The organism is Pseudomonas sp. NPDC077408 (assembly GCF_050269105.1).
In the GTDB taxonomy this organism is placed as follows: Bacteria; Pseudomonadota; Gammaproteobacteria; order Pseudomonadales; family Pseudomonadaceae; genus Stutzerimonas.
In genome coordinates, this window is sequence record NZ_JBNNHS010000004.1 from 98,698 (window position 1) to 123,150 (window position 24,453).

The 24,453-nt window shown below is 60.6% G+C and carries 19 protein-coding genes and 1 pseudogene; 7 read left to right on the forward strand and 13 right to left on the reverse strand.

The features are described from left to right. Positions 1–185: 185 nt before the first annotated feature. On the reverse strand, positions 186–1,220 hold the full coding sequence (locus ACQKEK_RS12995) for a hypothetical protein (RefSeq protein ID WP_499143033.1): 1,035 nt from the start codon (positions 1,218–1,220) through the stop codon (positions 186–188). Between the two features lie 370 nt (positions 1,221–1,590). Here ACQKEK_RS12995 and ACQKEK_RS13000 point away from each other — a divergent pair. The 4 genes and pseudogenes from ACQKEK_RS13000 (at position 1,591) to ACQKEK_RS13015 (ending at position 7,077) form a co-directional block, all read left to right on the forward strand. Next, a pseudogene (locus tag ACQKEK_RS13000) lies at positions 1,591–2,951 on the forward strand (DUF1329 domain-containing protein). A 127-nt stretch (positions 2,952–3,078) separates the two neighbouring features. Continuing rightward, positions 3,079–3,882, forward strand: coding sequence for an SDR family NAD(P)-dependent oxidoreductase (locus ACQKEK_RS13005; protein ID WP_499143035.1), 804 nt, complete (start codon positions 3,079–3,081; stop codon positions 3,880–3,882). Positions 3,883–3,942: 60 nt separating this feature from the next. Beyond that, the gene (locus tag ACQKEK_RS13010; protein WP_499143037.1) at positions 3,943–5,673 is read left to right on the forward strand and encodes an FAD-dependent oxidoreductase; all 1,731 of its coding nucleotides are present in this window, start codon (positions 3,943–3,945) and stop codon (positions 5,671–5,673) included. Between the two features lie 75 nt (positions 5,674–5,748). Continuing rightward, a complete protein-coding gene (locus tag ACQKEK_RS13015; RefSeq protein ID WP_499143039.1) occupies positions 5,749–7,077 on the forward strand; it encodes an MFS transporter in 1,329 nt (442 codons plus the stop codon). Between the two features lie 169 nt (positions 7,078–7,246). Here ACQKEK_RS13015 and ACQKEK_RS13020 read toward each other — a convergent pair whose 3' ends face one another. Beyond that, positions 7,247–7,627: a nuclear transport factor 2 family protein gene (locus ACQKEK_RS13020; protein ID WP_021208013.1), complete on the reverse strand. Its 381-nt coding sequence runs from the start codon at positions 7,625–7,627 to the stop codon at positions 7,247–7,249. Positions 7,628–8,016: 389 nt separating this feature from the next. Between ACQKEK_RS13020 and ACQKEK_RS13025 the strand changes: the two genes are divergently transcribed. After that, the gene (locus tag ACQKEK_RS13025) at positions 8,017–8,949 is read left to right on the forward strand and encodes a helix-turn-helix domain-containing protein (RefSeq protein WP_102832410.1); all 933 of its coding nucleotides are present in this window, start codon (positions 8,017–8,019) and stop codon (positions 8,947–8,949) included. Here the strand turns inward: ACQKEK_RS13025 and ACQKEK_RS13030 are convergent. The 9 genes from ACQKEK_RS13030 to ACQKEK_RS13070 form a co-directional block, all read right to left on the reverse strand. Then, positions 8,946–10,196 carry an MFS transporter gene (locus tag ACQKEK_RS13030; protein ID WP_499143042.1) on the reverse strand — a complete coding sequence of 417 codons (1,251 nt, stop codon included), beginning with the start codon at positions 10,194–10,196 and terminating at the stop codon, positions 8,946–8,948. The two genes, ACQKEK_RS13025 and ACQKEK_RS13030, sit on opposite strands and share 4 nt — an antisense overlap. An 83-nt stretch (positions 10,197–10,279) precedes the next feature. Beyond that, positions 10,280–11,104 (reverse strand): SDR family NAD(P)-dependent oxidoreductase, encoded by an 825-nt coding sequence (locus ACQKEK_RS13035; protein WP_499143044.1) that lies wholly within the window; start codon positions 11,102–11,104, stop codon positions 10,280–10,282. 58 nt (positions 11,105–11,162) lie between these two features. Next, entirely contained in the window at positions 11,163–12,542 is a 1,380-nt protein-coding gene (locus tag ACQKEK_RS13040; protein WP_499143046.1) for a phosphotransferase family protein, read from the reverse strand. Between the two features lie 24 nt (positions 12,543–12,566). Continuing rightward, the gene (locus tag ACQKEK_RS13045) at positions 12,567–13,013 is read right to left on the reverse strand and encodes a nuclear transport factor 2 family protein (protein ID WP_021208018.1); all 447 of its coding nucleotides are present in this window, start codon (positions 13,011–13,013) and stop codon (positions 12,567–12,569) included. A 52-nt stretch (positions 13,014–13,065) separates the two neighbouring features. Continuing rightward, positions 13,066–13,866 carry an SDR family NAD(P)-dependent oxidoreductase gene (locus tag ACQKEK_RS13050; RefSeq protein WP_042928750.1) on the reverse strand — a complete coding sequence of 267 codons (801 nt, stop codon included), beginning with the start codon at positions 13,864–13,866 and terminating at the stop codon, positions 13,066–13,068. Between the two features lie 110 nt (positions 13,867–13,976). After that, positions 13,977–15,326 carry a DUF1329 domain-containing protein gene (locus ACQKEK_RS13055; RefSeq protein ID WP_021208020.1) on the reverse strand — a complete coding sequence of 450 codons (1,350 nt, stop codon included), beginning with the start codon at positions 15,324–15,326 and terminating at the stop codon, positions 13,977–13,979. A 134-nt stretch (positions 15,327–15,460) separates the two neighbouring features. Next, positions 15,461–17,122 (reverse strand): DUF1302 domain-containing protein, encoded by a 1,662-nt coding sequence (locus ACQKEK_RS13060; protein WP_499143049.1) that lies wholly within the window; start codon positions 17,120–17,122, stop codon positions 15,461–15,463. A gap of 294 nt (positions 17,123–17,416) precedes the next feature. Beyond that, complete coding sequence (locus ACQKEK_RS13065) at positions 17,417–18,907, reverse strand: aldehyde dehydrogenase family protein (protein WP_499143051.1); 1,491 nt, start codon at positions 18,905–18,907, stop codon at positions 17,417–17,419. Next, entirely contained in the window at positions 18,904–20,538 is a 1,635-nt protein-coding gene (locus ACQKEK_RS13070; protein ID WP_499143053.1) for a GMC family oxidoreductase, read from the reverse strand. Before ACQKEK_RS13070 ends, ACQKEK_RS13065 begins: the two co-directional genes overlap by 4 nt. Before the next feature lie 416 nt (positions 20,539–20,954). Here ACQKEK_RS13070 and ACQKEK_RS13075 point away from each other — a divergent pair, with 416 nt between their 5' ends. Then, the gene (locus ACQKEK_RS13075) at positions 20,955–21,575 is read left to right on the forward strand and encodes a TetR/AcrR family transcriptional regulator (protein WP_021208024.1); all 621 of its coding nucleotides are present in this window, start codon (positions 20,955–20,957) and stop codon (positions 21,573–21,575) included. A 132-nt stretch (positions 21,576–21,707) separates the two neighbouring features. Here the strand turns inward: ACQKEK_RS13075 and ACQKEK_RS13080 are convergent, their stop codons facing one another. Both ACQKEK_RS13080 and ACQKEK_RS13085 read right to left on the reverse strand, forming a co-directional pair. Beyond that, a complete protein-coding gene (locus ACQKEK_RS13080; RefSeq protein ID WP_392569969.1) occupies positions 21,708–22,451 on the reverse strand; it encodes a hypothetical protein in 744 nt (247 codons plus the stop codon). A gap of 232 nt (positions 22,452–22,683) precedes the next feature. After that, positions 22,684–23,610, reverse strand: a complete 927-nt coding sequence (locus tag ACQKEK_RS13085; RefSeq protein ID WP_021208026.1) for a quinone oxidoreductase family protein — start codon at positions 23,608–23,610, stop codon at positions 22,684–22,686. A 262-nt stretch (positions 23,611–23,872) separates the two neighbouring features. On the opposite strand from ACQKEK_RS13085, the gene ACQKEK_RS13090 reads away from it, so the two are divergent. Continuing rightward, positions 23,873–24,415 (forward strand): glutathione peroxidase, encoded by a 543-nt coding sequence (locus ACQKEK_RS13090; RefSeq protein ID WP_021208027.1) that lies wholly within the window; start codon positions 23,873–23,875, stop codon positions 24,413–24,415. Positions 24,416–24,453: the final 38 nt, after the last annotated feature.

Sequence of the window (24,453 nt, forward strand, 5' to 3'; positions counted from 1 at the left end):
GGGCTTCCGCGCTGTATGTAAGCGGGCTAGTAATGCAAAAAAAGCTGCTCGCCCCCGAGGGGTTGAGCAGCGAAACACCAGTCGCTCCTGGTTCATTGGGCTCGCTCACCACTTGGGGCAAGTCGAGTCGCTAACTCGTACCGCTTCATCAGCCGTCGCGGCAGGCCGCTATGCCTGTTTGGCGGTTAGTTGATATCGCTGCCGGGAACGTTGCGTGCCGCGCCATTGCGACGGTCCGACTCACCCCAGGCCACCCAGTGATCCGGCTCGCGTGTGTCGCCCACTCGGCGCCAGCGACCTTCCTGCTGCGCGGTAACGGGGAAGCCTCCAACGAAGTCGATCATTTCGCCTCGCGGATCGGGCAGGAATTCCCATTCTTCGCTGCCGTCCAGAGTGATTCTGGCGGACTCCAAAAAGTAGCTCCCGTCCTTGTGCTTGGTTACGCATTCGATGTCATTGGTGGTGCGCACTTCGCCCTTTTCATTCTGAAAAATCGCATAGCCAAGGTTGTCATGGCCGACCATGAAGGAGCCGACGTCGTAGGTGCCGTCCTTGTAGACCGTGGCGAAAGACCACCACAACACGTGCATCTTGTTGTTCACCACCAGGTCTTTCTTGAAGTGAATCGCGCCGCCCTCGGCCATGTACACCTGATCGAGCAGGATGGCACCCTTTACCGAACGACCTTCGCAGATGCCGCTGACGTCCCATATCTGTGAAACGTAAAAGGTGCCCCACTCGACGCCCGGCAAGTACCACTGCATACCGTTGCCGAGCAGGCGGCCTTCGAGCTGGAACAGGTTGTCTTCTTTCCAGGTGAAGGTTTCGCTGTTGGCGGTCAATTCCCATGGATGCCCGGTGTCATCAGGCTGGTTGGTCCAGCGAACGGTATCGCCTTGCAGCGACAAGGCCGGAACCGGCGTCACGCCGCGTTCCGCCATGCGTGCCTGGTCCATGCGGATGTTCTTGCCATCGATGCGGGTGGACAGATAGAAGAATTTGGTCGGGTTCGGCGTGCCGGTTGGCGCCATGACCGAACGGGTGAACGAATAGATATGTCCTTCTTCGTCACGAACCGAGCCGAACGGCATGCTCTTGCTCAACTGCAAGCCGAAAAAGCCACGGCCACCATGCATCGACTCGCCGGTCACCTTATAGGGCGCGACCAGGGTTTGATAGGCGAAATCGCCTCGCTCGGGGATCTTGGAAAAAGTCTTCATCTTTTATCTCTTGTTATTGAGTCGTTGAACGGAGGGTTACGCAGAGGCCTGACCCGTTCGAATTTAGATACAGACGCCTGAAGAACCAGCTTGCAATAAGGGAAAAATGGAAACATGGGCATGGCTTTAGCGTTTGCTCTTATTAAATTCAACGTAACGTCGGCTTCAAATCATCAGGCGCTTCGTGGTTTCGGCTGACGGGCTTCAGGTTAGGACCAACTGCCGGTTTTAACACCACTAAATATCCGCTTTCGTTTTACCGCGGGTGAAACGGTATGAACGGCATGTAAACGCGTATTGGCTAAGTTAGAGGAGCGATGCATCACGTCTTCTTACGGCTCCATATAAATCCAATAAGCGGAGACTGCTCATGATTTCCCGATTCGCGTTAAGCATTGTCTTGACCGGCATTTCCACATTTGCCTGCGCTGCGGTTTCGCCAGAAGAGGCGCAGAAACTGGGTAATACGCTCACCCTGTTCGGGGCGATAAAAGCCGGAAACGCCGAAGGCACTATTCCGCCCTACCAAGGCGGTTTGCGGACCGCTCCAGCGGACTTCGAACCCGGCAAAGCCTGGGCCGATCCTTTCTGGGATGAAAAACCGCTGTACCGGATCACCGCACAAAACGTGGATCAGTACGCAGACAAATTGAGCGCGGGGCAGCAAGCCCTGCTGAAAAAATATCCGGACACCTGGTACATGGATGTGTACCCGAGCCATCGCACCGCTGCCTATCCGGATAACGTGCTGAAGGCAACGGTTCGCAACGCCACCGGATGTGAAACCTTCAACGGAGGCTTATCGCTTGAAACCGATTGCCGGGGCGGCCTGCCGTTTCCCATCGCCAAGACTGGTAACGAGATGATGTGGAACCAGCTGTTGCGCTACAAAAACGGACCGACTGGCGTCCTGGACGAGCACACCAGTTGGGTTGTCGACTCCAACGGCAACATCACCAAGACGGCGCAACAGCGAGCTTATGAGGAATTTCCTTTCTATCAGACGCATCTGGAGGACCGTGATCCACAGGTATACGGTCGTGCCGGGTCGATCAACAACGAGCCGGCGCGCCGGGCGGGGGAGATGACCGGTATTTCCGATTTTCTGGACCCGACCGAGAAACCGCGTCGCGCCTGGAGCTATTCGCCAGGTCAGCGCCGCGTCAAGTTGGCGCCGGAGTTCGCCTATGACACGCCGGTAGCGAGCCAGGGCGGCATTTCCCTGTTCGACGAGCTGCAAATGTTTGCCGGCAAGCAGGATCGCTTCGATTTCAAGCTGATAGGACGCCAGGAGATGTACATCCCCTACAACGCCTACAAGTGGTACTTCGGAATCGAAGCGCCCGAGCAGTTCATGAAGAATCACGTTAACCCGGCGGTGGAGCGCTGGGAATTGCACCGCGTCTATGTGGTGGAGGCGACGCTCAAGCCTGGCCAACGCCATGTGTACAGCAAGCGGCGCTATTACATGACGAGGACACCTTCGGCGCGGGCCTGTACGACGCCTGGGACCAGGAAGGCAATCTGTACCGGACCGTGTACATGGCCGGGGTGCAGATCTATGACAAGAACATTCCCTACGCGACCAAGCTGGCGATCTTCGATTTCAACAAAAACATGTATGGCGTGCTCAACGACTTCCTGACCGGACGACTGGAGTTTGCGGAGGAGGCACCGTCCAACAGCACGCAGAATCCGGAAGCCATCGTATCCAAGTACACGCAGCGCTGATCGCGCTGGTATGGCCGGGCTGTCTGGCGCGCATAGTCATGGCCTCGTCGATACAAGGCGCGGCCATGGCGTTCCGCGAGGCGCTTCATGCCACACCCGAAAACAACAATGACAGGAGATAAAACGGATGCAACGTCTGGCAGGCAAAGTGGCAATCGTAACCGGCGGCGGCGGTGGTATCGGCTCGGCGACCGCGTTGCGCCTGGCGCGTGAAGGCGCGAAAGTCGTGTGCGCCGATATCAATCTGGAAACGGCGCAACACGCCGCCGATGCGCTGGAGGGCAACGGCTTGGCGCTGCGGTTCGATGCCGCCGATGCCGACAGCATCGAGGCGATGGTGACCCAGACGGTCGAGCACTTCGGTCGGCTGGACATTCTGCACAACAACACCGCGATCACCGACCCGCAGACTCACGGCCAGGACCTCAGTCTGCTGGAAATACCCATGGAGGTATGGCGCAAAACCCTGGACGTGAACCTGACCGGCTACATGCTGGCCTGCCGGTTCGCCATTCCCCACATGATCGAAGCGGGCGGCGGGTCGATCATCAACACCGCCTCCGGCTCCGGCACCAAGGGCGACCTGGTGCGAATCGCTTACGGCACCAGCAAGGCCGCGATCATCAATATGACGCGCCACATCGCGACGCAATATGGCCGCCAAGGCGTGCGCTGCAACGCCATCGCACCGGGGGTCATCGTGACGCCTGCAATGGAGGCGACGGCTCCGCAGATCCTTGCCTTTGCGAGCAAGTACGTCCTGACCAAACGCCTCGGCACGCCTGAAGACATAGCGGCGCTGACCGCTTTTCTCGCGTCCGACGAGTCCGGCTACATCACAGGCGAATGCATCGAGATCAACGGTGGCAAGAACAGCTGTCAGCCGCATTTTGCCGAGCTGTATCAACAGACCCGGCAGACATCGGACTGACCAGCGTACGGGGCAGCACCCTCATCTCGATCAGTTTCAGAAACAACGGAACCTACAAGAATGAATGACAATCCGGTGATAGAAAAAGACGTAGTCGTCGTCGGCTCTGGCGGCAGCGGCATGACGGCCGCGATTGTCGCCGCAACCCAGGGCCTCGACGTTTTGCTGGTAGAAAAGACCGGGCTGTTCGGCGGCACCACCGCGCTTTCCGGCGGCGGCATCTGGGTGCCGTGCAATACCCAGGCGGCCGAGGCCGGGTTGAAAGATGATCCAGAGCAGGCCTTCGCTTACGTTCAGGAAGTGGTGGGGCCGACACTGCGTACCGATCTGCTGCGGGCTTTTCTCGATGCCGCGCCGCGCATGGTCGATTACCTGCACGCGCGTACCTCGGTACGTTTCGCCGTGCAGCGCGGTTTTGCCGACTGGCATCCGCAGGCCAAGGGCTTTTCCGCCGATGGCCGTTTGCTTTGCCCGGTGGAATATGACGGTCGTGAGCTGGGCGAATACTTCGACCAATTACGGCCCCCGCTGACTGAATTCAACGCGCCGGGCGGCATGATGTTCGGCATTGGCGACATGCCGCACATCGCCAAGGTCACCACGTCGTTCACCTCGTTCAAACACATCGCCAAGTTGGCGGTGCGCTTTGGCGTGGATCGGCTGAGCTATTCGCGCGGTACGCGGCTGACCATGGGCAATGCCATGGCTGCCCGGCTGCTGCGCTCGGCGATCGATGCCGGGGTGGAGCTGTGGAAAGACACGCCCATGCGCAGCCTGATCCACGAGCATGGCGCGATCAAAGGCGTGGTTGTCGAGCGCGACGGCAAACCGGTGGAAATTCGCACACGCCGTGGCGTCGTGCTGGCCACCGGCGGTTTTTCCGCCAATCCGGACATGCGCAAACAGTACATTCCGTTTGCCGAACACCATGTGTCGCTGGTGCCGGAGGGCAATACCGGCGACGGTTTGCAGCAAGCCCGCGACGCTGGCGGCCGCTTCGATGGCGAAAACCTGAGCAATGCCGGCTGGGTGGTGGTCTCGCTGCTGAGGAAGCCCGACGGCGGAATACGCAAATTTCCGCACCTTTATATGGATCGCGGCAAGCCAGGCTGCATTGCGGTCAACCGGGACGGTAGGCGTTTCGGTAACGAGGCGGCGACCAACCTGGTGGAGCCCATGCACCGCACCGGCTCTGTGCCGGCGCACCTTGTATGCGACCACCCGTTCATCAAGAAATACGGCCTGGGCCTGGTGCGCCCGGGCGGCTTTGGGCTGAAAGGGCTGATTGCCGCCGGCTATATCCTCACCGAGCCGACCCTCGATGCGCTTGCCGCGCGTATCGGCGTCAATCCCGGCAACCTCGCCGACACCGTCGCGCGCTTCAACCAGCAAGCCGCCCGGGGTGTGGATGATGACTTCGGGCGTGGACGGGACAAGGCCGATATGCCTCTGGGCGATCCCAACCACAAACCCAATCCCTGCCTCGGGCCGATTCAGCAAGGGCCGTTCTATGCCGTGCAGATATTTCCCGGCGACTCCACCACCACGGTCGGCCTGCGCATAGACGGCAAGGCGCGCGTGCTGGACAGGAACGACCAGCCGATTCCCGGTCTGCACGCGGTGGGTCTGGACATGAACTCGCTATGGCGGGGCCGCGCGCCGGGCAACGGCGCGAACAATACGCTCAGCCTGACCTTTGGCTATCTCGCCGGGCTGGCCCTGGCTCAGGACGATGTCCCGCAACCGGCTATCGAGCCTGCCGCGCAGATAGGCGCTGAGCAGCTGAATTGACCCTGTGACATGACCCGCCGGGCGCTTGAAAGCCGGGCTGAGGGTATCGCCATGACAACAACAAGAGGAAGCCACATGGCCGTTTCCGCCGCTAAGCCCCACACCTCTCTGGCTATCGACTGGACAGAGTTCCGCCAGGGATGGCGGGTGCTGCTTCTGGCGCTGCTGGGCATCGCCACTTCGGTCGCCGTCGCGCCCATCTATGCGTTCGGCACGCTGGTGCTGCCGTTGCAGGAGGCCTTTGGTTGGTCGCGAGGCGAAATCCAGACGGCGGCGGCCTTTCAGTACGGCAGTTCCATCATCGCCTTTCAGGTTGCCGGCTGGCTGAACAAACGCTACGGGCCGCGTCGCGTGACCCTTTGCTCGCTGATCGCGCTGCCGCTCGCCTACTTCGCCATGGCCCTCAACACCGGCCACTTGTGGCAATTGAATCTGGGCTTTGGTCTGCTGGCGTTTGCCGGGGTGGGCACGCTACACGTGACCTGGACGCAGCTGACCTGCCTCTGGTTCGACAAGAACCGCGGCCTGGCGCTGGCGATCATCCTGTGTGGCACGGGCCTGGCCGCCCTGGTGCTGCCCTCGTTGCTGAGCTGGGCAATCATCCGCTGGGATTGGCGCGCCTGGTTCTGGGGCTTGGCGCTGTTGCCATTGCTGGTGACCTTGCCGCTTTCGTTGCGCTGGTTGAGCACCCGAGGGGCCGTGGAACAGGCGACACAACGATCATCTCTCCCTGCGCAGCCGGACGTCGGACTAACGGGCTTCTCGCTTCGCCAGGCGTTGCACTCGCGGCGCTTCTGGGTCATCAACTGCGCGTTGTTCCTCGCGATCATGGGCATGATGGGCATGATCATCAACGCTGTGCCGATGATGCAGGACAGCGGCCTTTCAGCAACCGAGGCGGCCAAGGTGTTCGGTGCGTTCGGCGTATCGCTGATTTTCGGACGGCTGTTCATCGGCTATCTGATCGACCGGGTGTGGGCGCCTGGGGTGGCCTTTTCCGTCTTGCTGCTTCCCGGCGTCGGCTGCCTGTTGTTCAGCACGGTTGGCGCGCATGTTCCCCTGTTGGTGCTCGCCTGTGTCTTCGCCGGGCTGGGCGCCGGCGCCGAGATGGATATTGCGTCGTATCTGATCGCGCGCTATTTCGGGCTGCGCGACTACAGCCGGATTTTCGCCTTCCAGATGAGCTTTGGTGCGATCGGCAGCACCATGGCTCCGGCGTTCTTCGGCGCGCTGTTCGAGGCAACCGGCTCCTATCACGCGATGCTGATGTTCTGCATGGTCAGTTTTGGTATCGGTGCGCTGCTGCTTTTGACGTTGGGGCGTTACCCCACCCTTCCCACGGCTCCTGGGGAAGTGGCGACAGCCACCGTTACGGATGGGGCGATAACCGAGCCGGCAACTTGAAGCGATGACTGGGGACGGGCGCGCTATCGGTACTGGCGTTCGCGCAGTGGGCAAGGGGTTGTTGCCTGCTCGCCGCAACACCGCATGACTGCACCAGCCGCCGCCAGACGGGGCGGCGCTTGGCCAGGCAGGCCGCCTTCGTTCGATTTACAGTTTTGATAATGGCCGGCTATGCAAGGCGCGCCTCGGTGGAGGCCTTGGTATCCATGTATTCGCGGCCCTCGACGATCAAGCCGTCGCGGATCACCAGCAGGTTGTGGTAACTGTTGCGATAGACGCGGTCGGCAAACACCATCTCGCCCTGCGCTTCATAGGCGACGCGATCGCCTTCAGCGGTCAATCCGGTGATTACCACCGAGCGCTTATCGGCACTTAGCAGGCCGCTGCGTACCGCGGTATTGAACGCTTCGCGGCTCATGTCGCCTCGGGTCAACGTCCACCATTTGACATCTGGATGCTGCAACGCCTCGAAGGTATCCATGTCGCCGTCAATAACGGCCTGTACATATCGACGCACCAGCGCTTTGTTGTCCTCGATCGTGTTACTCACGGTTCTCTCCGTTGTCTGTTGTCCGCAAAATCGGGTCGGGCAGGCTTTTCAGCCGTTGCGGTATGGAAAACTAGGCCGAGCCTGCACCCTTGTCCATCGGTCAGCTTTGACTGCGGGACAAACGAGAATCCGATATTGAGCTGGGTAAAACCTCCGCCGTCTGAGAAGCTGCCCAGCAGTTGCCGCCACGAATAGCGCGGCTGGCGCAGCGAGTGGCTGGCGCCCCTGGCCATCAAAATTTCAAAATCTGGCTCCGAACGCTATCACTCGCCAAGCTTGATCTGAAAGTACACTCGGAGACGGTCCTCATTTCGTAAACCTGCATCTGGCATGTCAGTCAGCGACAGGAAAGCTCAGCATCAACAATAAGAACGGCTGAAGGAAGCGACATGAATGTCATCGAATATCGGGAATACGAGTCCCCCCATGCGGGCAATTTTTCCACCGAAGCCGGCTTGTCCAACAAGGGCTTTGAGGTTCGCGTCGAGCATGCACATTGGTCCAGCTCGGGAGCCGCGCTGATTCACCTGACCGATCACTGTCTGATCAGGCTACTGCTGGCCGAAGCTCCCGAAAACGCGCCGTTGTCAAATCGTGGCACCCTGTCGGGCAACCGCGGAAGCTGCCAGCCGCTCGGCCAGACGATCTTCATCCCACCGGGAAGCGACTTTCACTTCAAGCATCGGGCTTGTCAGCAAAAAGCGGTGATCTGCCTGTTCGACCCCGCTGCCATCGCGCCGCTCGCGGCTTACCGCTGGGACTGGGAACACTGCATCACGGACGCCATGTTGAACCTCCAAAGCAACTATCTGCAGGCCTCGCTGCGCAGGCTTGGCGAAGAGGTTGCATTCCCCGGGTTTGCCAGCGAGCTCCATATCGAATGCCTGATGACCGGTATCGCGCTGGAACTGCGCAAGGAATTTCTTGGCAAACAGCGCGATGACGACGAACCCGGCAAGCTGAGTCGCCGTCAGCTGCAGCACTTGAGGGAAGCTCTGGACGCCGATGCAAACGATATTTCGCTGCGCAAGCTGGCCGATCTGTGTGCCTTGCCGGAACGAAAGCTGTCGGTTTATTTCAAGAACACCACGGGCAAGACCCTGCGCCAATACTCGGCCGAAGCACGGGTCAACCGGGCAATGAGGCTCCTCGGCGACCCTTCCCTGTTGATCAAGCAGATCGCCTACATGACCGGGTTCCAGAGCGCCGCCGCCTTTTCCGCGGCGTTTCGAAAAGCGGTCGGCTGGACGCCCGAGGAGTTCCGTCGACAGCGCTCACCAGGCCAACGCGAGGCCTGGCCTGATGAGCAGAACGCCAGCTAGACCGGTGCGGCCTCCGCCTCGCGCTCGAACACCGGGTAGCCGCCTAATCCAAGCAGCAACAATGGCCCCACGGTAAAGCAGATGCAGCAGAAGGCCAGCAGGCCGGTATAGCTGCCGCTCGCGCCATACAGGGCGCCGAACAGCAAAGGCGCGGCAGCGGCCCCGGCAGTGATCAGGCCCAGATGCACGGCGAACAGGCGGCCGTAGTCACGCATACCGAAATAGCGGGCGATCAGGAAAGCGGCGATGTCGAATTCCGCACCTGCGCCAAGGCCGACCAACAGGGTTGCAAGAACGAACAACCAGATGCTGGCATCTGCATAGAGAAACACCAGACAGGCCAAGGCGGGCATCAGCAAGGCCACAGCCGCGACGCCAGGTGCCCACAATCGATCGATCAGGTAACCCACCACTAGGCGACCAAGGATCAGCGATATCCCGAAGGTGCTGAAGATCTGGCTGGCCTGCTCCGCCGCGATGCCCTTGTCCCGCAAAAGCGGAATGATATTGGTCACCATGCCAACCACGCAGGACACCACCAGCGTCATCGAAAGATTGCAGATCCAGAAGCGCCACGAACGCAGCGCATCACGCAGCAGCATTCCCGGATGGCTTCGCTCGGCGCCGCTCTGCATCGAGTGTGACGCGTGGCCCTTGGCCACCGGCAACAACCAGCGCAGCGTCAGTGGCAACGCCAGCAGCACCGGCAACGCACCCAGCGCAATGAAACCCGCCCGCCAGTCCCAGCGCGAGATCGCCCAGGTCGTGATGAGCGGAAGCATGATCGCCGCCAGCCCGGAGCCGCTCAGGATGATCGCCAGGGCAAAGCCTCGGTTCTCCTCGAACCAGAGATTGACCAGATGCGACCAGGTCACCTGCAGCGTCCCCAAACCGGCCAGCGGAACCAGGAAAAACCCCAGATAGAGCATCCAGATCGATCCCGAAGCACGTGACAAGGCGAACATACTGAGTGCCAGCGTCACCAGGGAGATCAGCGTGACCAGCCGCAAACCGTAACGCAGGTTCAGCCAGCCGGCCAATTGCGCGGCAATGATGGTGCCCAGCGAAAGCGCGGTGATCGAAGCCTGGAGGTCGGCGCGCGGCCAGCCCATCGCCTCTTCGAGCGGAATCACCATCGAGCTGAAGCTGTACAACAGCAGGGAACTCGAGCTGGTGGCCACCCCGACGATTGCAAGGATGAGAATCCGCCAGCCTCGTTTGAACTCCGTATTGTCGAAATTTTTCATGTTTCGGACTCTGCCTGGTGTATGGAAAACCCACTGCGTTTGCTGCCGCGCTCGGACTCGACCGGCCGCCCTCGCTCACGGTTTCAATCACCGATAAAGAGTGCAGACTCCGCGCTGATCCGCTGTACGTGTTCGCGCCGCGCCTGCCCCGAATGCGACCCGGTGGGGGACTCGGCCAGATCGTCGGGATGGATAAGCGTCGGCCCGTTGGGCAACTCGCGTAGCGCGATCGCAGCGATGTCCTCGGCCTTGGCCAGTTGCATCGTCAGGGCGCCGGCGATTCCTTGCCTGACCATCGCGTCGCGCATGGTTGGCGTATCGACCGTGCCGATCAGCAGGTTCAACACATCGACGCCCTGCCCCTTCCATTCGGCCCAGAGCCCTTCCCCCAACGTCATGGCGAAAGACTTGGTGGCCGCGTACATAGCCAGCTTGCGCACGCCACCCAGCGCAGCCTGGGAGCCAACCAGCAAGACCCCACCGGCGCCACGCGCAACCATTCGGCCACCGAACGCATGGCAGCAGCGCATGATCGTCCGGGTATTGAGGTGCAGCAATTTGCACCAGTCTTCAACCGGCGTGTCGAGGAAGCGGGTGATGTATGGATCGCCGCCGGCGTTATAGATCAGCAGCCCTACTTCCCGGTCCGCCACCGCTGCCACCAGCCGGTCGGCGGCATCGTCCAGCGTCAGGTCAAGTGTGACGACCAGCACCTCGACGCCATAACGGTCGACAAGCTGGTTCTTCAGGTCGGTCAGGGCATCTTCGCGCCGGGCAACCAGCACGCAGTTCAGACCCTTTGCAGCCACCTGGTCGGCAAGCGCGGCACCAACACCGTGGGAAGCACCTGCGATGACGGCCCAAGGGCCATATTTTTTCGTGAAGGCGAGAGTGTCTTGCTCGGACATGGAACAACTTCCTTTCTAACTGAACGGGTGGCTTGGCTACGGCTGTGAATGGCCGGTTTCAGCGGGGCTCGATCGGTGGCAGATCGATGTGGCTCGCCGAGCCACCAATCGCCGTGCCGCCGAACACCAGCACGCGCCGCTCGATCTGTTTCATGAACAGTTTCAACAAGGGCTCGTCATATTCCGGGCCGGCGCTACCCACGAAGTCCTCCAATGCCGCGTCGATCTCGCTGTAATGGCCGAATGTGCGGCCCAGTAGCGCTTCGGCGTCCGCCTGTTCCAAGGCTTGTAATCGCAACGTCATGGCGTCTCCCTTGACGAGATACTCGACCAGCTTGCTCACCGACTTGAGCTTGGATTGCTGAAACTCATCACTCACCTTCACCTGCGCGACGGCATCCTCGAGCATCATCAGCAATGCCGTGTTCGGCCCTTGCGTGGCGATGTCCAGTGCCGGGGTTTCGAGGGGAACACCCATCGCCTCGGCCAGCGCATGCACCACTACACGACGCAAGGCGATGTCGAACTCGGTGTAGGTATCGTGTGGATCGCCAGGCTGAGGCGTGGCCACGGTGGAAGAAAACTGCATGGCGCTGACCGTGGAAAACAACGCGGTATGAAAGCGCACCACGTCCGGGTCCGGCCGCTCGCCAGTGACTTCCTGGTAATAGGCATACAAGTCACAGAAGCTATCGCCCAGCGGCTCATAATTGTCGCGCATACGCGCCGAAGCGAGATCGGCCAGCGGGTCGCCGATCATCGCGAATTCGAAGTCGTAAAGAGCGTTCAGCTGGCCGTTCTCGAACAGGTACTGGCCCGAGTCGTACTGCACGAAACGCGCGTCGGTACGGTGCATGGGTACGTTGCGGCGCAACCAGCCGAGAGCGAATTCCACCAAGGGCTGCGGCCGTGTCTTGTTGCGTTCGTAGAGCGGGTAATAAGCCTCCAAACCAGCCAGCGAAATGGCCTCGGCGCCCTTTGGCAGGTCGATGCCCTGCGCCACGAAGGGTTCGACGGGCAGTTGGTGCATGGCGGCCATGGCTCGCACGTACTGGCGAGCCAGATCGCGCCGTTCTTCGTCGCTGCGGGCAGCGGAAAGATCACGCGTTCCGCGCACCAGCTCCATGACTATCGCTGGCGGGTCTTCGCAGAATCCATGGATACGCGGCACCGGAATGCCGTGCTGGCCAAGCAACATGAGTATCTCGGCTTCGCGGCGCAGGTCAGGAAAGGGACTGACGTCGCCGCCGCGTTCGCCTCGCAGGTGCAGGCGCTGCGTCTGGCCATTGATGTCAACTTCGAGATTCCACGCCGGACGCCAGCGAACCAGCCGCTGCATGTTCGTGACCCGCCCACCCGTGAGCTGCTCGACGAATGCCTTCAACTTGCTTTCGCTGGTTGCAGCGGCGCTTTCTTGTTCTTTTACTGCCGTATCCATTCCACACTCCTAAACAATGGGGGCTCAGCGCTCAGCCGCTTGAAGGCTCGGCCCGCCGACGTCGGCGACCGATACACCGAGCTTCTTGGCCAGATCCGCGGTATCGAGATATTCGCGCCAGGCCTTGATCAGGCCCTGCTCGTCGAGTTCGTAGACGGCCACCATCGAATGCGGCATCGGTTTGCCGCTGGACACGGCATAGTCGTCGCGCTCGGTCATGACCACGTCATCCGAAGACACGATCTGGCGGATCGTGCATTTGTTGTGGGTGACGTAGCTCATCTGCCGTTCAATCTCGCGCCGGAGGGCCTCGCGCCCCCGAATGACGGGCCCGCCCGGCACCCACAGTTGCCAGACGGCGTCCTCGGCCATCATCGAAATGATCCTGTCGAGCTGCGGGCGCGATTCGGCCGTGCCGTCGCCCCAGGCGTCGAGGAATTCGCGGATAAACGTTTCTTGTCGTATGCCCATGTTTGCTTCCCAGGAAAGGTGATGACGTCTCCCGCCGGAGGACGGGTGACGCTCAGAGATAGGCGCGTACCACCGGCACCATCGGCGTGGTACAACTCATGCCACCGTCGACTCGCATGAGCGCGCCGTTGACGTAGCTCGATTCGTCAGAGGCGAGGTAAACGGCCATCGCGCCGATGTCTTCGGGCAGGCCGAGGCGCGGCACGTTCTGGATATCCATAAAGCCCTGCACCATCTTGTCGTTGGCCCAGCCGTCGAGGGCGGCGGTGCGAATCACGCCCGGCAGGATTGCGTTGCAGCGCACGCCGCGCTTGCCGAAGGTTGCCGCCAGCGTTTGCACGTACCAGTTCACTGCGGCCTTCGAAGCGCCATAGCTGAACTGGGCAACTTCACCGGCAATCGAGCTGGTGGACGAGGTGAAGATGATCGAGCCCTGCCCCTGCTCGAGCATGTGTGGCAGAGCGTGTTTGCAGGCGAGCACGCCGCCCAATACGTTGACGCGCATGTTGTCGTGGAACAGATCCTCGTTGAAATTGAGGAAGTCCACGTCTCTTGCGGTGTCGGGGTTCTTGTTCACGGCGTTGTTGAACAGCACGTCGAGACGGCCGAAGGTTGTCATCGCAGCCTCGACCATCTGGGCCAGATCTTCTTCATGGCCCACATCGACCTTCATCCCTATCGCCTTGCCTCCCGCCTGAGAGATGTCTTCAGCGACGCGCTCGGCCGCGTCGGCGTAGAGGTCGGTCACCACGACCTGAGCGCCCTGCTTCGCGAACATCTGAGCGCATGCGCGGCCGATGCCGCTGCCCGCGCCGGTGATCAGCGCCACTTTGTTTTCCAGTCGATTGCTCATCAACAACGCCCCTCTTCTTTAATTCATCTAGGCCACCCGTGACGCCAGCGGCGGCAGCGATCGCCTGCCCCGCTTTCAGCGACAGACACGGCGCTCGCCGCGTGCAGTGCTCAGCGCGTCTGGCCGCCGGCTATGGTTTGTGGATTGGCTTCGCGCTCGGCGATCGGTTTGTCGCGATAGCGCGTCGGGCCGTTGCCGAACATGCCGTACTGGCTGCGGGTGAAGTCGTACAGCGAGTAGGCGTCCTGCTGAGGATTGTTGGGAATGCCGTAGGCCTGGATGTTGTATTGGGCGCCGGCCCGGAACATTTCGCCGCTGTCGTCCCACGCGTCGTAAACCGCTGCGCCAAAGGTGTCCTCGTCGATGTAGTAGCGGCGTTTGCTCTGCGCGTGGCGCACGCCCTCCTTGCGGGTTGCCTCGACCACCCAGACGCGATGCAGCTCCCAGCGCTCGCAGTCAGGATTGATGTGGTTGGGCATCAGTTTGGTATCCATGTCGCAGCCCCACTTCAGCTTGTAATTGCTGTAGGGAATGAACATTTCCTTCTTGCCGACCAGCTTCCAGTCGAAGCGATCCATCTTTCCCGAGAACAGGAAAATCTCGTCATAGAACGCCACGCCGCCAAAGGCCGAGTTGGGCGTGTCGTAATTGAATTCGGGTGCCTGGCGGACTCGGCGCTGGCCGGTGGTGTAGCTCCAGGCGTAGCGCGAACTTTTCACCGGATCGAGGTAATCCCAGTACCCCGATGCCTGCCCGGCGGTACGGGCTGGCGCAACGACGCGCGACCATATGCGCTGCGCCATCGCCGGGTCCCGACCGTCCACGCCAATCTGGTAATACGGTTTTTCACCGGTGGATTGATTGGTGTTAGTCAGCGTGGCGTGGCCCTGGTTGACGACATAGGCGCTGTGGTTCCAGTCCCAACCGTTGATGCCTTGGTAATTGAGAATGTAGTTCCACATCACCTGCTCACCGCTTTCGGGCAGCGGAAAAGGCAAGCCACCCCGACAGTCTTCGGTGATCGAAAGGCCATCGTTGATGGTTTTGCATTCCGGGCTCTTCGCATTGCGCTCGGTGGCCGCCAGAAATGCCTCCGGGAATGCCGCGGTGCGGTGCGTCGGGTAGATGTCCATGTAATAGGTGTCGGGATACTGCTTGAGCAACTTCATTTGCCCCGATGAAAGCTGCTCGGCATATTCATCGGCGTTGGCTGCCGTTATCCGAAGCCGAGGTTTCTCGCCCTCGAACGGATTCGGCCATTGACCGTCGCCGGGCTTCAGGCCTGCCGGTACTTTCAGACCACCGTCATAGGGCGGGATTGTGCCCGCTTCGTTGCCTGCGGCTATCGCACCGAATCGGGTCAGCTCATTGCCAAGGTCAGCGGGCGTATAAGGCGCTGCGAATGCTGACGCTGCGCTCATGGCGGCCAGCAACCCGGTCACAGATCGGTTGAAGAACATGTATACCTCCAGTCATCGTTGTTTTTGTCATCGCCTGGAAAGCGCGCCTGCCCGTCGAGCAAAGTCTCGGCAATACCGGAAAAGCGCGCAGATTCGCGGCGGGCCTGCATGCAGGCCGACGCGTGGTGATCTACTCAGAATGCCGTGCTGAATGTGAGCGATAGCCAGTTGCGGTCAGACAGGCCGATGTCGCCGCTGCCGCCGACGACGGTCTTGCCGACGCCGGAGATATCGTCGTAGTTGCGCTGGCTGCCATAGCCGATGTAAGCCAGGGTGAAGTCGTAGCGCTCGTCGAACAGCGCCTTCACGCCGACCTTGTAGGTGTAGCGGCCTTCGTTGCCGCCACCTGTCGCGGCGTTGCCGGAAATGCCGTAATCCACGCTCATAGGCATGGACAGGTTCCAGCCGGGGAACACGCCCAGCCACTGCGGCGTGAAGCTGAGCGCCGCGCCGACATAGTTGCGCGTGGCGCAACCCCATTCCTTGTCCTGCCCCGCTGCGCAGCCGCCGTAGCCTTCGCCGCGGAACAGGCCCTCGTTATGGGTGACCTTGTCCAGATGGCTGTAAGCCATTTCGGCGATCAGGGTGCCGGTGTCGAAATAGTCCGTGCGCGGCAACAGCCACAACCCGTTGACCACCATATGCAGGGTGTCGCCACGCGCGCCCTGGTTGTCCGCCAGGCTGATGCCACTGGATATCAAGGGCGCATCCTTGCGGTAGGAAAGATCGATACCTACCGAAGCGCCGCCCAGCACCGGCCCCATCGACCAGCCCAGACCGTAGAGCTTGGTGTTTTCGGCGTACACGTAGCGGGCAAAATCCGGCCCGACCTGCAGGCCCCACGGCGCGTAGTCATCGAATTCACGGTAATAGGCGCTGACCTCGGAATGCATGAAGTCCAGCCCGTAACTGGCCATTACGCCCCAATTGCCGTTGTCGCCGGGTTCCAGCGCATCGACGATGGGACGCGCGAAACCCGGCGCAACCGGCAACTGGTTGGGACCTTCTAGGGCGACATCGGCCGAGGCCAGATAGGTCCCGCCTTCCGGCGCCCGGGTGCTGTCCCACTCGAAGAAATATTGGCCGGCGACGGATAGTCGGTCGGTGACCTGTGCCTGGGCCGAAACCTGAGCCAGCGGCAGGAAGATTTCCCGTGTTTCGGTGCCCGGATTGGCGAGCGCCTTGCGGCCATCCAGCGGTGCCTGGGAATACGACAACGCATGTCCCGCGATCAGGAGTCCGTTGCCCCAGTACACCGTATGCCGACCGGCCCGCACGCTGACGGGGGCGTCACCTACATAGAAGCGGGTAAACGCGAAGGCATCCAGCAGTTCGCCGCTGGGGCCATGGTGATAACGCTTGGTATGGCTCGAATATTCCCCACCGCGATAGCTCGGAACGCTCGCACCGGGAAACGCGCCTGGGTAGTACACCGCGCCCGAACCGGTTTCGACATCGGTATCGGAATACGCCTGGTCATACCAGGCTGCGCCACTGATGCGAAAACCGTGGTAGCGCTTGTAGGCCAACTCGAATTCGCTCATCAGATCGACGCGATTTGTCACCACATCGCCGCGGTCGAACTTGGAGTCGGATTCGTCATAAGTGGCGTTGTTGGCCAATGCGTCATCACGGCTCTCGGCACGAATACCCAGGTTGTAGCGCAAGGTGTTGTCCCAACGCATCGAGAGGTCGGGGTTGCCGAGATCGTATTGAGCCGCCTGCGCCTGACTGCCCCAGACGAGAACCGCCGCCAGGATCAGCGCCGAATTGGCAATTAACGTGGTCTTGAACATCACATTCTCCGTCGCGCCCATTGTTTTTATTGTCAGCTGACCTGCGCGCCCCTCTAGCCAGGGGCAGCTGCTTCAGTAGACGGGACGACTCACGGCGACACAACGAAACCGGCTATCGCTCAAATGCAAAGCGATATCGCTGAAATGCATCACGCCTGCCTGCAAGCGCCACGGAAGATCAGCGAGGGCGCAGCCGTTTGCTGGGCAAAAAAACGGCCCACAAGGGGCCGTTAATGAGCTTTCGAAGACCGATCGGGATGGCGCCATGAACGGCGCCGTGTGTTGCCGAACGGCCTAGCGCCCGATGGGATAAATGATGGATTTTTCCTGAGTGAACTCTTTCAGCCAGTCCGGACCGAACTCGCGACCGATGCCCGAGCGCTTGAAGCCGCCGATTGGCGCATAGGGCATCTTGCCGCCGCCACCGTTGATATAAACGCTGCCCGCGCGGATGCGTCGGGCCATTTGGTAGGCAACCGCGGCGTCGGTCGTGGCGACCGCGCCATTGAGGCCATAGCGCGAATCGTTGGCGATGGCGATGGCCTCTTCATCGGTATCGAAACCGATGACCACGCCCACTGGCCCGAAGATTTCCTCCTGGGCGATGGTCATGTCGTTGCGCACGTCATCGAACAGGGTGATATCGCTGAAGAAGCCTTTGTCCAAGCCCTGCGGGCGACCGCCTCCGCATACCAGCGTGGCGCCCGAATCGCGGCCACTGGCAACGAAATGCTCGACCTTGGCCCGCTGCGATTCACGAATCAGTGGACCCATCACCACGCTCGGGTCGGCCGGGTTGCCAATCTTCATCTGGCTGGCCACTGCCTTGGCCATTTGTACGAACTGCTCTCGGATCGAGTTGTGCACCAGGAAGCGCGTAAGCAAGGCGCAGCCCTGGCCGGCGTTTACCGTCAGACCGGCAATGGCGCCCAGGGCCGTGCCCTGGATGTCGGCGTCGGGCCGCACGATCAAAGCAGATTTACCGCCCAGTTCAAGGTGCAGACGCTTCAGCGTCGGCGCAGCCTGGGACATGATGCTCACACCCACCGCTTCGGAGCCGGTGAACGACACCATATCCACCCGCGGATCGCTGCTTAGCAGGCTGCCAACCTCGACTCCGCCGGTGACAATATTGAGCACGCCCTTGGGCAAACCGATTTGCTCGGCGATTTCACCGAACAGCAGTGCCGAGTAAGGCGTGAACGGTGACGGCTTGAGCACCAGCGTGTTGCCCGCCAGCAGCGCCGGGAAGATCTTCGCCAGATTGAGCAAAAACGGGAAGTTATAGCCGGTGATGCCTGAAACCACGCCGATCGGTTCGCGCTCGATGCTGCCGCTGCCGAGGATCATCGGCCCGCCCGGGTTGAACGGATTGGGCGTTGCTTCCACAGGAATCTGCTGCGTCGCGTCGTGCAGCGACTGGTCGATGGCTTTGAGCACATGAGCCAGCGGCATATCGACCTGCATCGCATAGGTAACACCTTGCGCGCAGCCGACCTCGGCGATGATCAGCGCGGCGATTTCCTCCCGGCGCGCCACCAGTGCACTGTGCATACGGCGCATATAACCGGCACGCTCGGCCATGCTCAGCCACGGCCAGGGGCCGCTATCGAACGCACGACGTGCGGCGTCAATAGCGGCGTCGGCACTGGCGGTATCGCCCACCGGCGCTTGGCCGATCACTTCCTCGGTGGCGGGGTTGAGCACGGCTTCGGTCGGACCGTTTGCCGAAACCCAGGCGCCATCGATATAGAGTTTGTTCAGCTGCGTAAATGGAATGCTCATGCCGCTACAGCTCCTTTGGTTATGCCAGTGACAGCGGTGCCAGTGATGATTTCGGCGGCGCGCATGGCAATGACCATCGCCGGCGCATTGGTGTTGCCCGAGACAAGGCTCGGCATGATCGAGGTATCGACGACACGGACGCCCTCGACCCCGCGCACCCTCAGCTCGGGATCGAGCACCGAATCGCTGTCCGCGCCCATCCGACAGGTGCCGGAAACATGAAAAGCGGTCTGTCCGAACCGGCGGAACGCGGCGAGGATTTCCTCATCGCTTTGCACCTGCGATCCCGGCGTCAGCTCCTGAACGATGAACGGCTTGAGCGCCGGTTCGGCCGCCAGACGGCGGATCCAGCGCAGCAGCGAGATGGCGGCGACCCGATCGGCCTCGGCGGTTAGGTAGTTGGCTACGATCTTCGGCGGCACGGCTGGATCGGCCGACTGGATGGTGATTTCGCCCTGGCTCTGGGGATGCATGAAATAACCGCCAATGGTCAGGCCGGGATGCTTGTCGATCATCACCGTCTTGCCGTCGCCATCCATGGAATACAGGCTGACGCCGATCTGCGCATCCGGGCGATCCAGGCCCGGCCGGGTCTTCACGAAACCGCCCGCTTCGTGCGCGGCGTGGGTCATTGGGCCTTTCTTGCTGAAGAAATATTGCGCCACCGAACGCAGCAGGCCGAAGCCTGCGAAACAATGATTCAGGCTGCCGCTGGTAACCCGATACTGCACCGCCATATAGACGTGCTCACGCAGGTTGCGACCTACGTCCGGTGAGTCTTGCACGAGCGCAATGCCATGCTGCTTCAACAATTCTGCCGGCCCGATGCCGGACAACTGCAACAGCTTTGGCGACTCGATGGCGCCCGCGCACAACACCACTTCCCGGCGCACGCCAAACGACTGTTCGCCGCCCTTCCCTGCTATATGCACGGCGACCGCGCGACGCTCCTGGAACTCAATGCGCTGGACGTGCGTGCCAGTCATCACGGTCAGGTTCGGACGATCCCGCACCGAATCGAGAAATGCCTTGGCCGCGCTGAAGCGTTGCCCGTTCCAGGTGGTCTGCGGCTGGTAACCGAAGCCACCGTTGCTGACTAAATCCACATGATTGGTGTCGGCAACCCGCGCAGTGCCTATCGAGCCGGCGGCGTTGATGATGGCTTCGCATAGCGGATCGCCCGATGGATGTACGGTGACCTTGAGCGGGCCGCCAGCGCCACGCCACTGGGATGCGCCAAGCTGATGGTCCTCCAGCGCGACGAACTGTCGGCCAATGTCCGCCCAACCCCAGCCGTAGCAACCTTGCGCTTCCCAGCCATCGTAATCTGCCGGCGCGCCGCGCACGTAGACCATGCCGTTGACCGAACTGGAGCCGCCGATGGCTTTACCCTTGAGCCACAATTCAGTGGCCATGCCTTCACCGCGCGAGGCCTGGTAATCCCATACATGCGGGTTGCCGGCCATCAGCAATTTGCCGATCCCGCGCGGCATGGCGATTAAGGGACTGGTATGGTCGGGGCCGCTTTCGATGAGCAGTACCGAAACGCTCGGGTCGGCGGATAGCCGGTTGGCCATCACGCAGCCGGCAGAACCGGCGCCGACAATGATGTAATCGTAGGATTGGCTCATTGTTATTCTTCTGTCGTTTGAATGGATTGCATGTCGCGATCTGCTTGATGCGTTCTATTTCACGGGTTGTGGGCGTTGCCGATGCAAGCACTTCGCTGGTTGATTAACCGACCGCACCTCTGCCCTCAGCCGCTCAACAACTAACGTTCAACAACTAACCGGAGCGGCTTGATCGACGCCCATCAGCGAGCTCCCGGTGCTTGGGGGTGAAAGAAAGGTAGGTTTCGACTGAAGAATCCACAACGGACAGAATTCCCGATCTGTTCGATTTCGCCGCACAGAGACGACTGTTGCGCTCGCTCAATCGAACAAGTCTTGTCCGCCGTGAAGCGCGCGTGCCAGTCTCCATGCTCATGCCAGCTACGCTTACAGGTACTGGCGCCACGACCGACAAACACACTCCGCAGAGGTAAAGGATGAAGCAGCACATCTTTGCCGCGCCGGAACGACCGACCAAGCCCGACATGGCCAGCAAGCGCCACGCGTTACGCACACAGCGAACCCGAGAGCTGCTTCTGGACGGGATGTATCGATTGGCGTTGGAAAAGGATTTTCGGGACATCTCAGTGCAGGAACTGCTCAGCCATACCGGGGTAGCACGCTCGACGTTCTATGCACACTTTCGTGACAAGGAAGACTTGCTGGTGGCCGGTTATGAGTCCATCGGCCTGCCGCAAACCCGCGTTTGCGATGTCGCCGGGGAAAAACGTATCGTGCTCGATGTTTCAGCATGGCTGTTCAACGCCACCGTGCGGCATGCAGCCCTGACCACCTCATTCTTCAACAGTCCTTCACAAGCGATCGTTCTTGCTCACCTCGAAAATTTGCTACTGATTCTGGTGCGCGAGCACTACCGCAAACATGGCATCTACGAGTGCAGCGGATTGCGCGGAGAGGTGGCGGTGCGCAGCTTCGTGGGCGCACTGATCGGCACATGGCTGTGGTGGGTGCGTCATGACTACCCTAGTTCGGCCAACGAAATGACAGAAGCATTCGATAGCCTGATGAACAACGGCACCTGGCCTGCCGCCGACTGACCTGCCGGGCCAAGGCATCGCAGCTCGCAATCACCCGATGCCCCGCAGTGATGATCGCCACGCCGGACAAAAAGCACAAAGACGCGAAACCGCTTGCCGCCGGGCATCACACACCAGAAGCGGCAGGCAATGTTACTGGAGCAATCCTCTGGCGATTTGGTCGACTTCGGTAATCGTCGACCGCATATAGCGTTCAGCCCCGTTGGGCGCCCAATTGCCGTCCTGTTTGAGGATCACGCCGCGGACGAACGAGTACTCGCGTGCCGCATGCTCAAGCGCCTCGGTAAGTGCCGGATGGCCGGCCGACAAACGCTCGAACGCATCGATTACTTCGTGATCGAGTTGATGGGTTTTCTCGTCTCTCAGTATCCATGTTTCGGCGCCAAGACGATTGAACGACGCGATCTGATAGTTCACCAGCAATTCGCCCATAGCGCGGCTGATGGCGTGTAGTTTTCCAAGCTCACCCAGAGGCTCGTCACCCTGCAGCTGGGCGTAATGGGTATCCAGTAGGGCTTGCAGATGTGCGTGCGACTCGATAACCGGCAACAGCCTACGTGAATAAGAGGGTTCGGTAGAGCGTAGCGCCACGCTGGTTTGGGGTAACTTGTCAGTATCATCGAGGCGTGTTTGCAGGCGCTGCACTTCATCTATAACGTCCGCAACGCCCAGACTTTTGGCCAGGCTTCGCAAGCGGAGCATTCGTTGTTCATAGCCCTGCTTGTTACGCAACTCGTAGGGGCTTCCGTTCTGATTGAAATACACCAACGCATTTGCGCAGGTCAGAAAGGCCAGGGATCGTAGTTCCTGGGTCGTCTGCAGCTCTTCTTGTATGCGCCCGGCTTGAGCCGGCACGGCAATAATCAAAAACAGCATGAGTATTGCCGCTCTATTCATCCTGCGGATATCCATTGTCGCTCCCTAAGTTTTCCACCGCTGCGAGCTGACCGCCAGGCAGCGCCCGCCTGGTCAGGATTGGGCCGGGTACACAAGTGCCGCCGCCATCGTCCGTCTAGCTGGGCGCCCCGTCATAGCCGTACCCATCAAGCCGATCCAGAAACCACGATGCTCGGCCGGCTAGCGCGAGGCGGCCGGCCTGTACATTGGCTCAGCGGCGAACGCTCGCCGTGATTTTCGCGTGCGGGCCAGACACCTGCGCAGCCCAGGCCTCGGCGGCCTGATCAAGTGTGTAGTCCGCGTAGTCGATCTGAAGCTGCTGCTCTTTCGCGATTTTCAGCAGACGCAGCCAGATTTGCTCGCGGTCGGCAGGCGGACGCTGGCCCGTGCCGATGCACGACAGCGAGCGGAACAGTAGATCGGCGATATCGAGATCAAGCTTGCGTCCCGCCCCGGTTCCGACCGTCACGATCCGTGCACCCCAGTTGGTCGCCTTCAAGGCGTTCAGCATGGGTTGACCGCACACCAGATCCAGCACCACGTCGAAACCGCCATCGGCTGCTTCCTTCAGCGCGGCTACATCATCGGCACTGCCCAGCGTGACCACGTCATCGGCGATGCCGCGCGACTTCAAGCGCGTCAGTGCTTCGGCAGAACGCGCCGCGCCCACCACCTTTCCGGCACCCATCCCACGGGCCAATTGCAGCGCGATTTGGCCAAGCGTTCCGGTAGCGCCGAGCACGAGCACTTTTTCGCCTTTCTGGATGTGCGCCGTTTCCAGCGGCACGAGGGCGCCAGTGCCAGCGATACCCATGCTGATCGCGGTCTTGTCATCGACATCGTCAGGAACGTTCCAGACTTCCGCGGCAGGTACCAGTGTGCGCTCGGCCCAGGCACCGAACGGCAGAACCGAACGCTCACCGAAATACACTCGACGGCCATCTTCGGCACGACCGACGCCTTCGCCACGAATCACACAGGGGTACTCGACACCGAGCCGATAAGCGCCGAGCACGTCCCAGCCGCCCAGGCCGGCGGTGTCGACGTCGATCATGACGGCGCCCTGCTGCGGCTCGGGCTCGCGAAACTCACCGACTATCGGTAGGGCATTACGCTCGGAAATGATGGCTGCACGCATGCGAATCTCCTTCTTATCTGTCTTGTTGTCGGGGTGAAACCGGCCATTAGTTGAACATTTTCACGTATTTTGTCCAGAGATAATTCCATAGCGAAACCCTTTGCCTGTGGCTGCGCGCAATTCGATGGCTAACCGGCAAACAGAGGGTAGAACAATGCCAGCTGTATAAAATGATCACTTTTCACATATTTGTATCGTTAAGCTGCTTCACTTCGGTAAATTTCGTCTAGGCTGGACATTTCATAACAGAAGGAGGACATCCATGGCTTCAATCTTCGATATCCCGGTGCAGTCCAATGATGGCCAATCGCTTACGCTGGAGCGCTATAAAGGTAAGGTATTGCTGGTTGTCAATGTGGCGTCCAAATGCGGGCTGACGCCGCAGTACGAAGGACTGGAAAAGCTCTACGAAGACAAGCGCGAACAAGGCTTGGAGGTGTTGGCATTCCCAGCCAACAACTTCAAGGAACAGGAGCCGGGCACCGATCAGGACATCAAGGAATTCTGCACCCTGACCTATAACGTGCAGTTCCCGCTTTTCGCCAAGATTTCCGTTGCTGGTGAGGATCGTCATCCGCTTTATGCGGAACTGACCGGCGCCCAGCCAAGCGCTACGGGTGAAGGCCCCATGCGTGAGCGCCTCGCCGGTTATGGCATCGAGACCAACGCAGCCCCGGAGGTACTCTGGAACTTTGAAAAGTTCGTCGTCGGCCGCAACGGCCAAGTGGTGGCGCGTTTCGCGCCGGATGTCAGCCCGGATGACCCGCGTCTGCAACAGACCATAGAAGCTGAACTGGCGAAGTAATAGCGAACCGAGTGATCGCCCAATGGCGGTCATTCTTT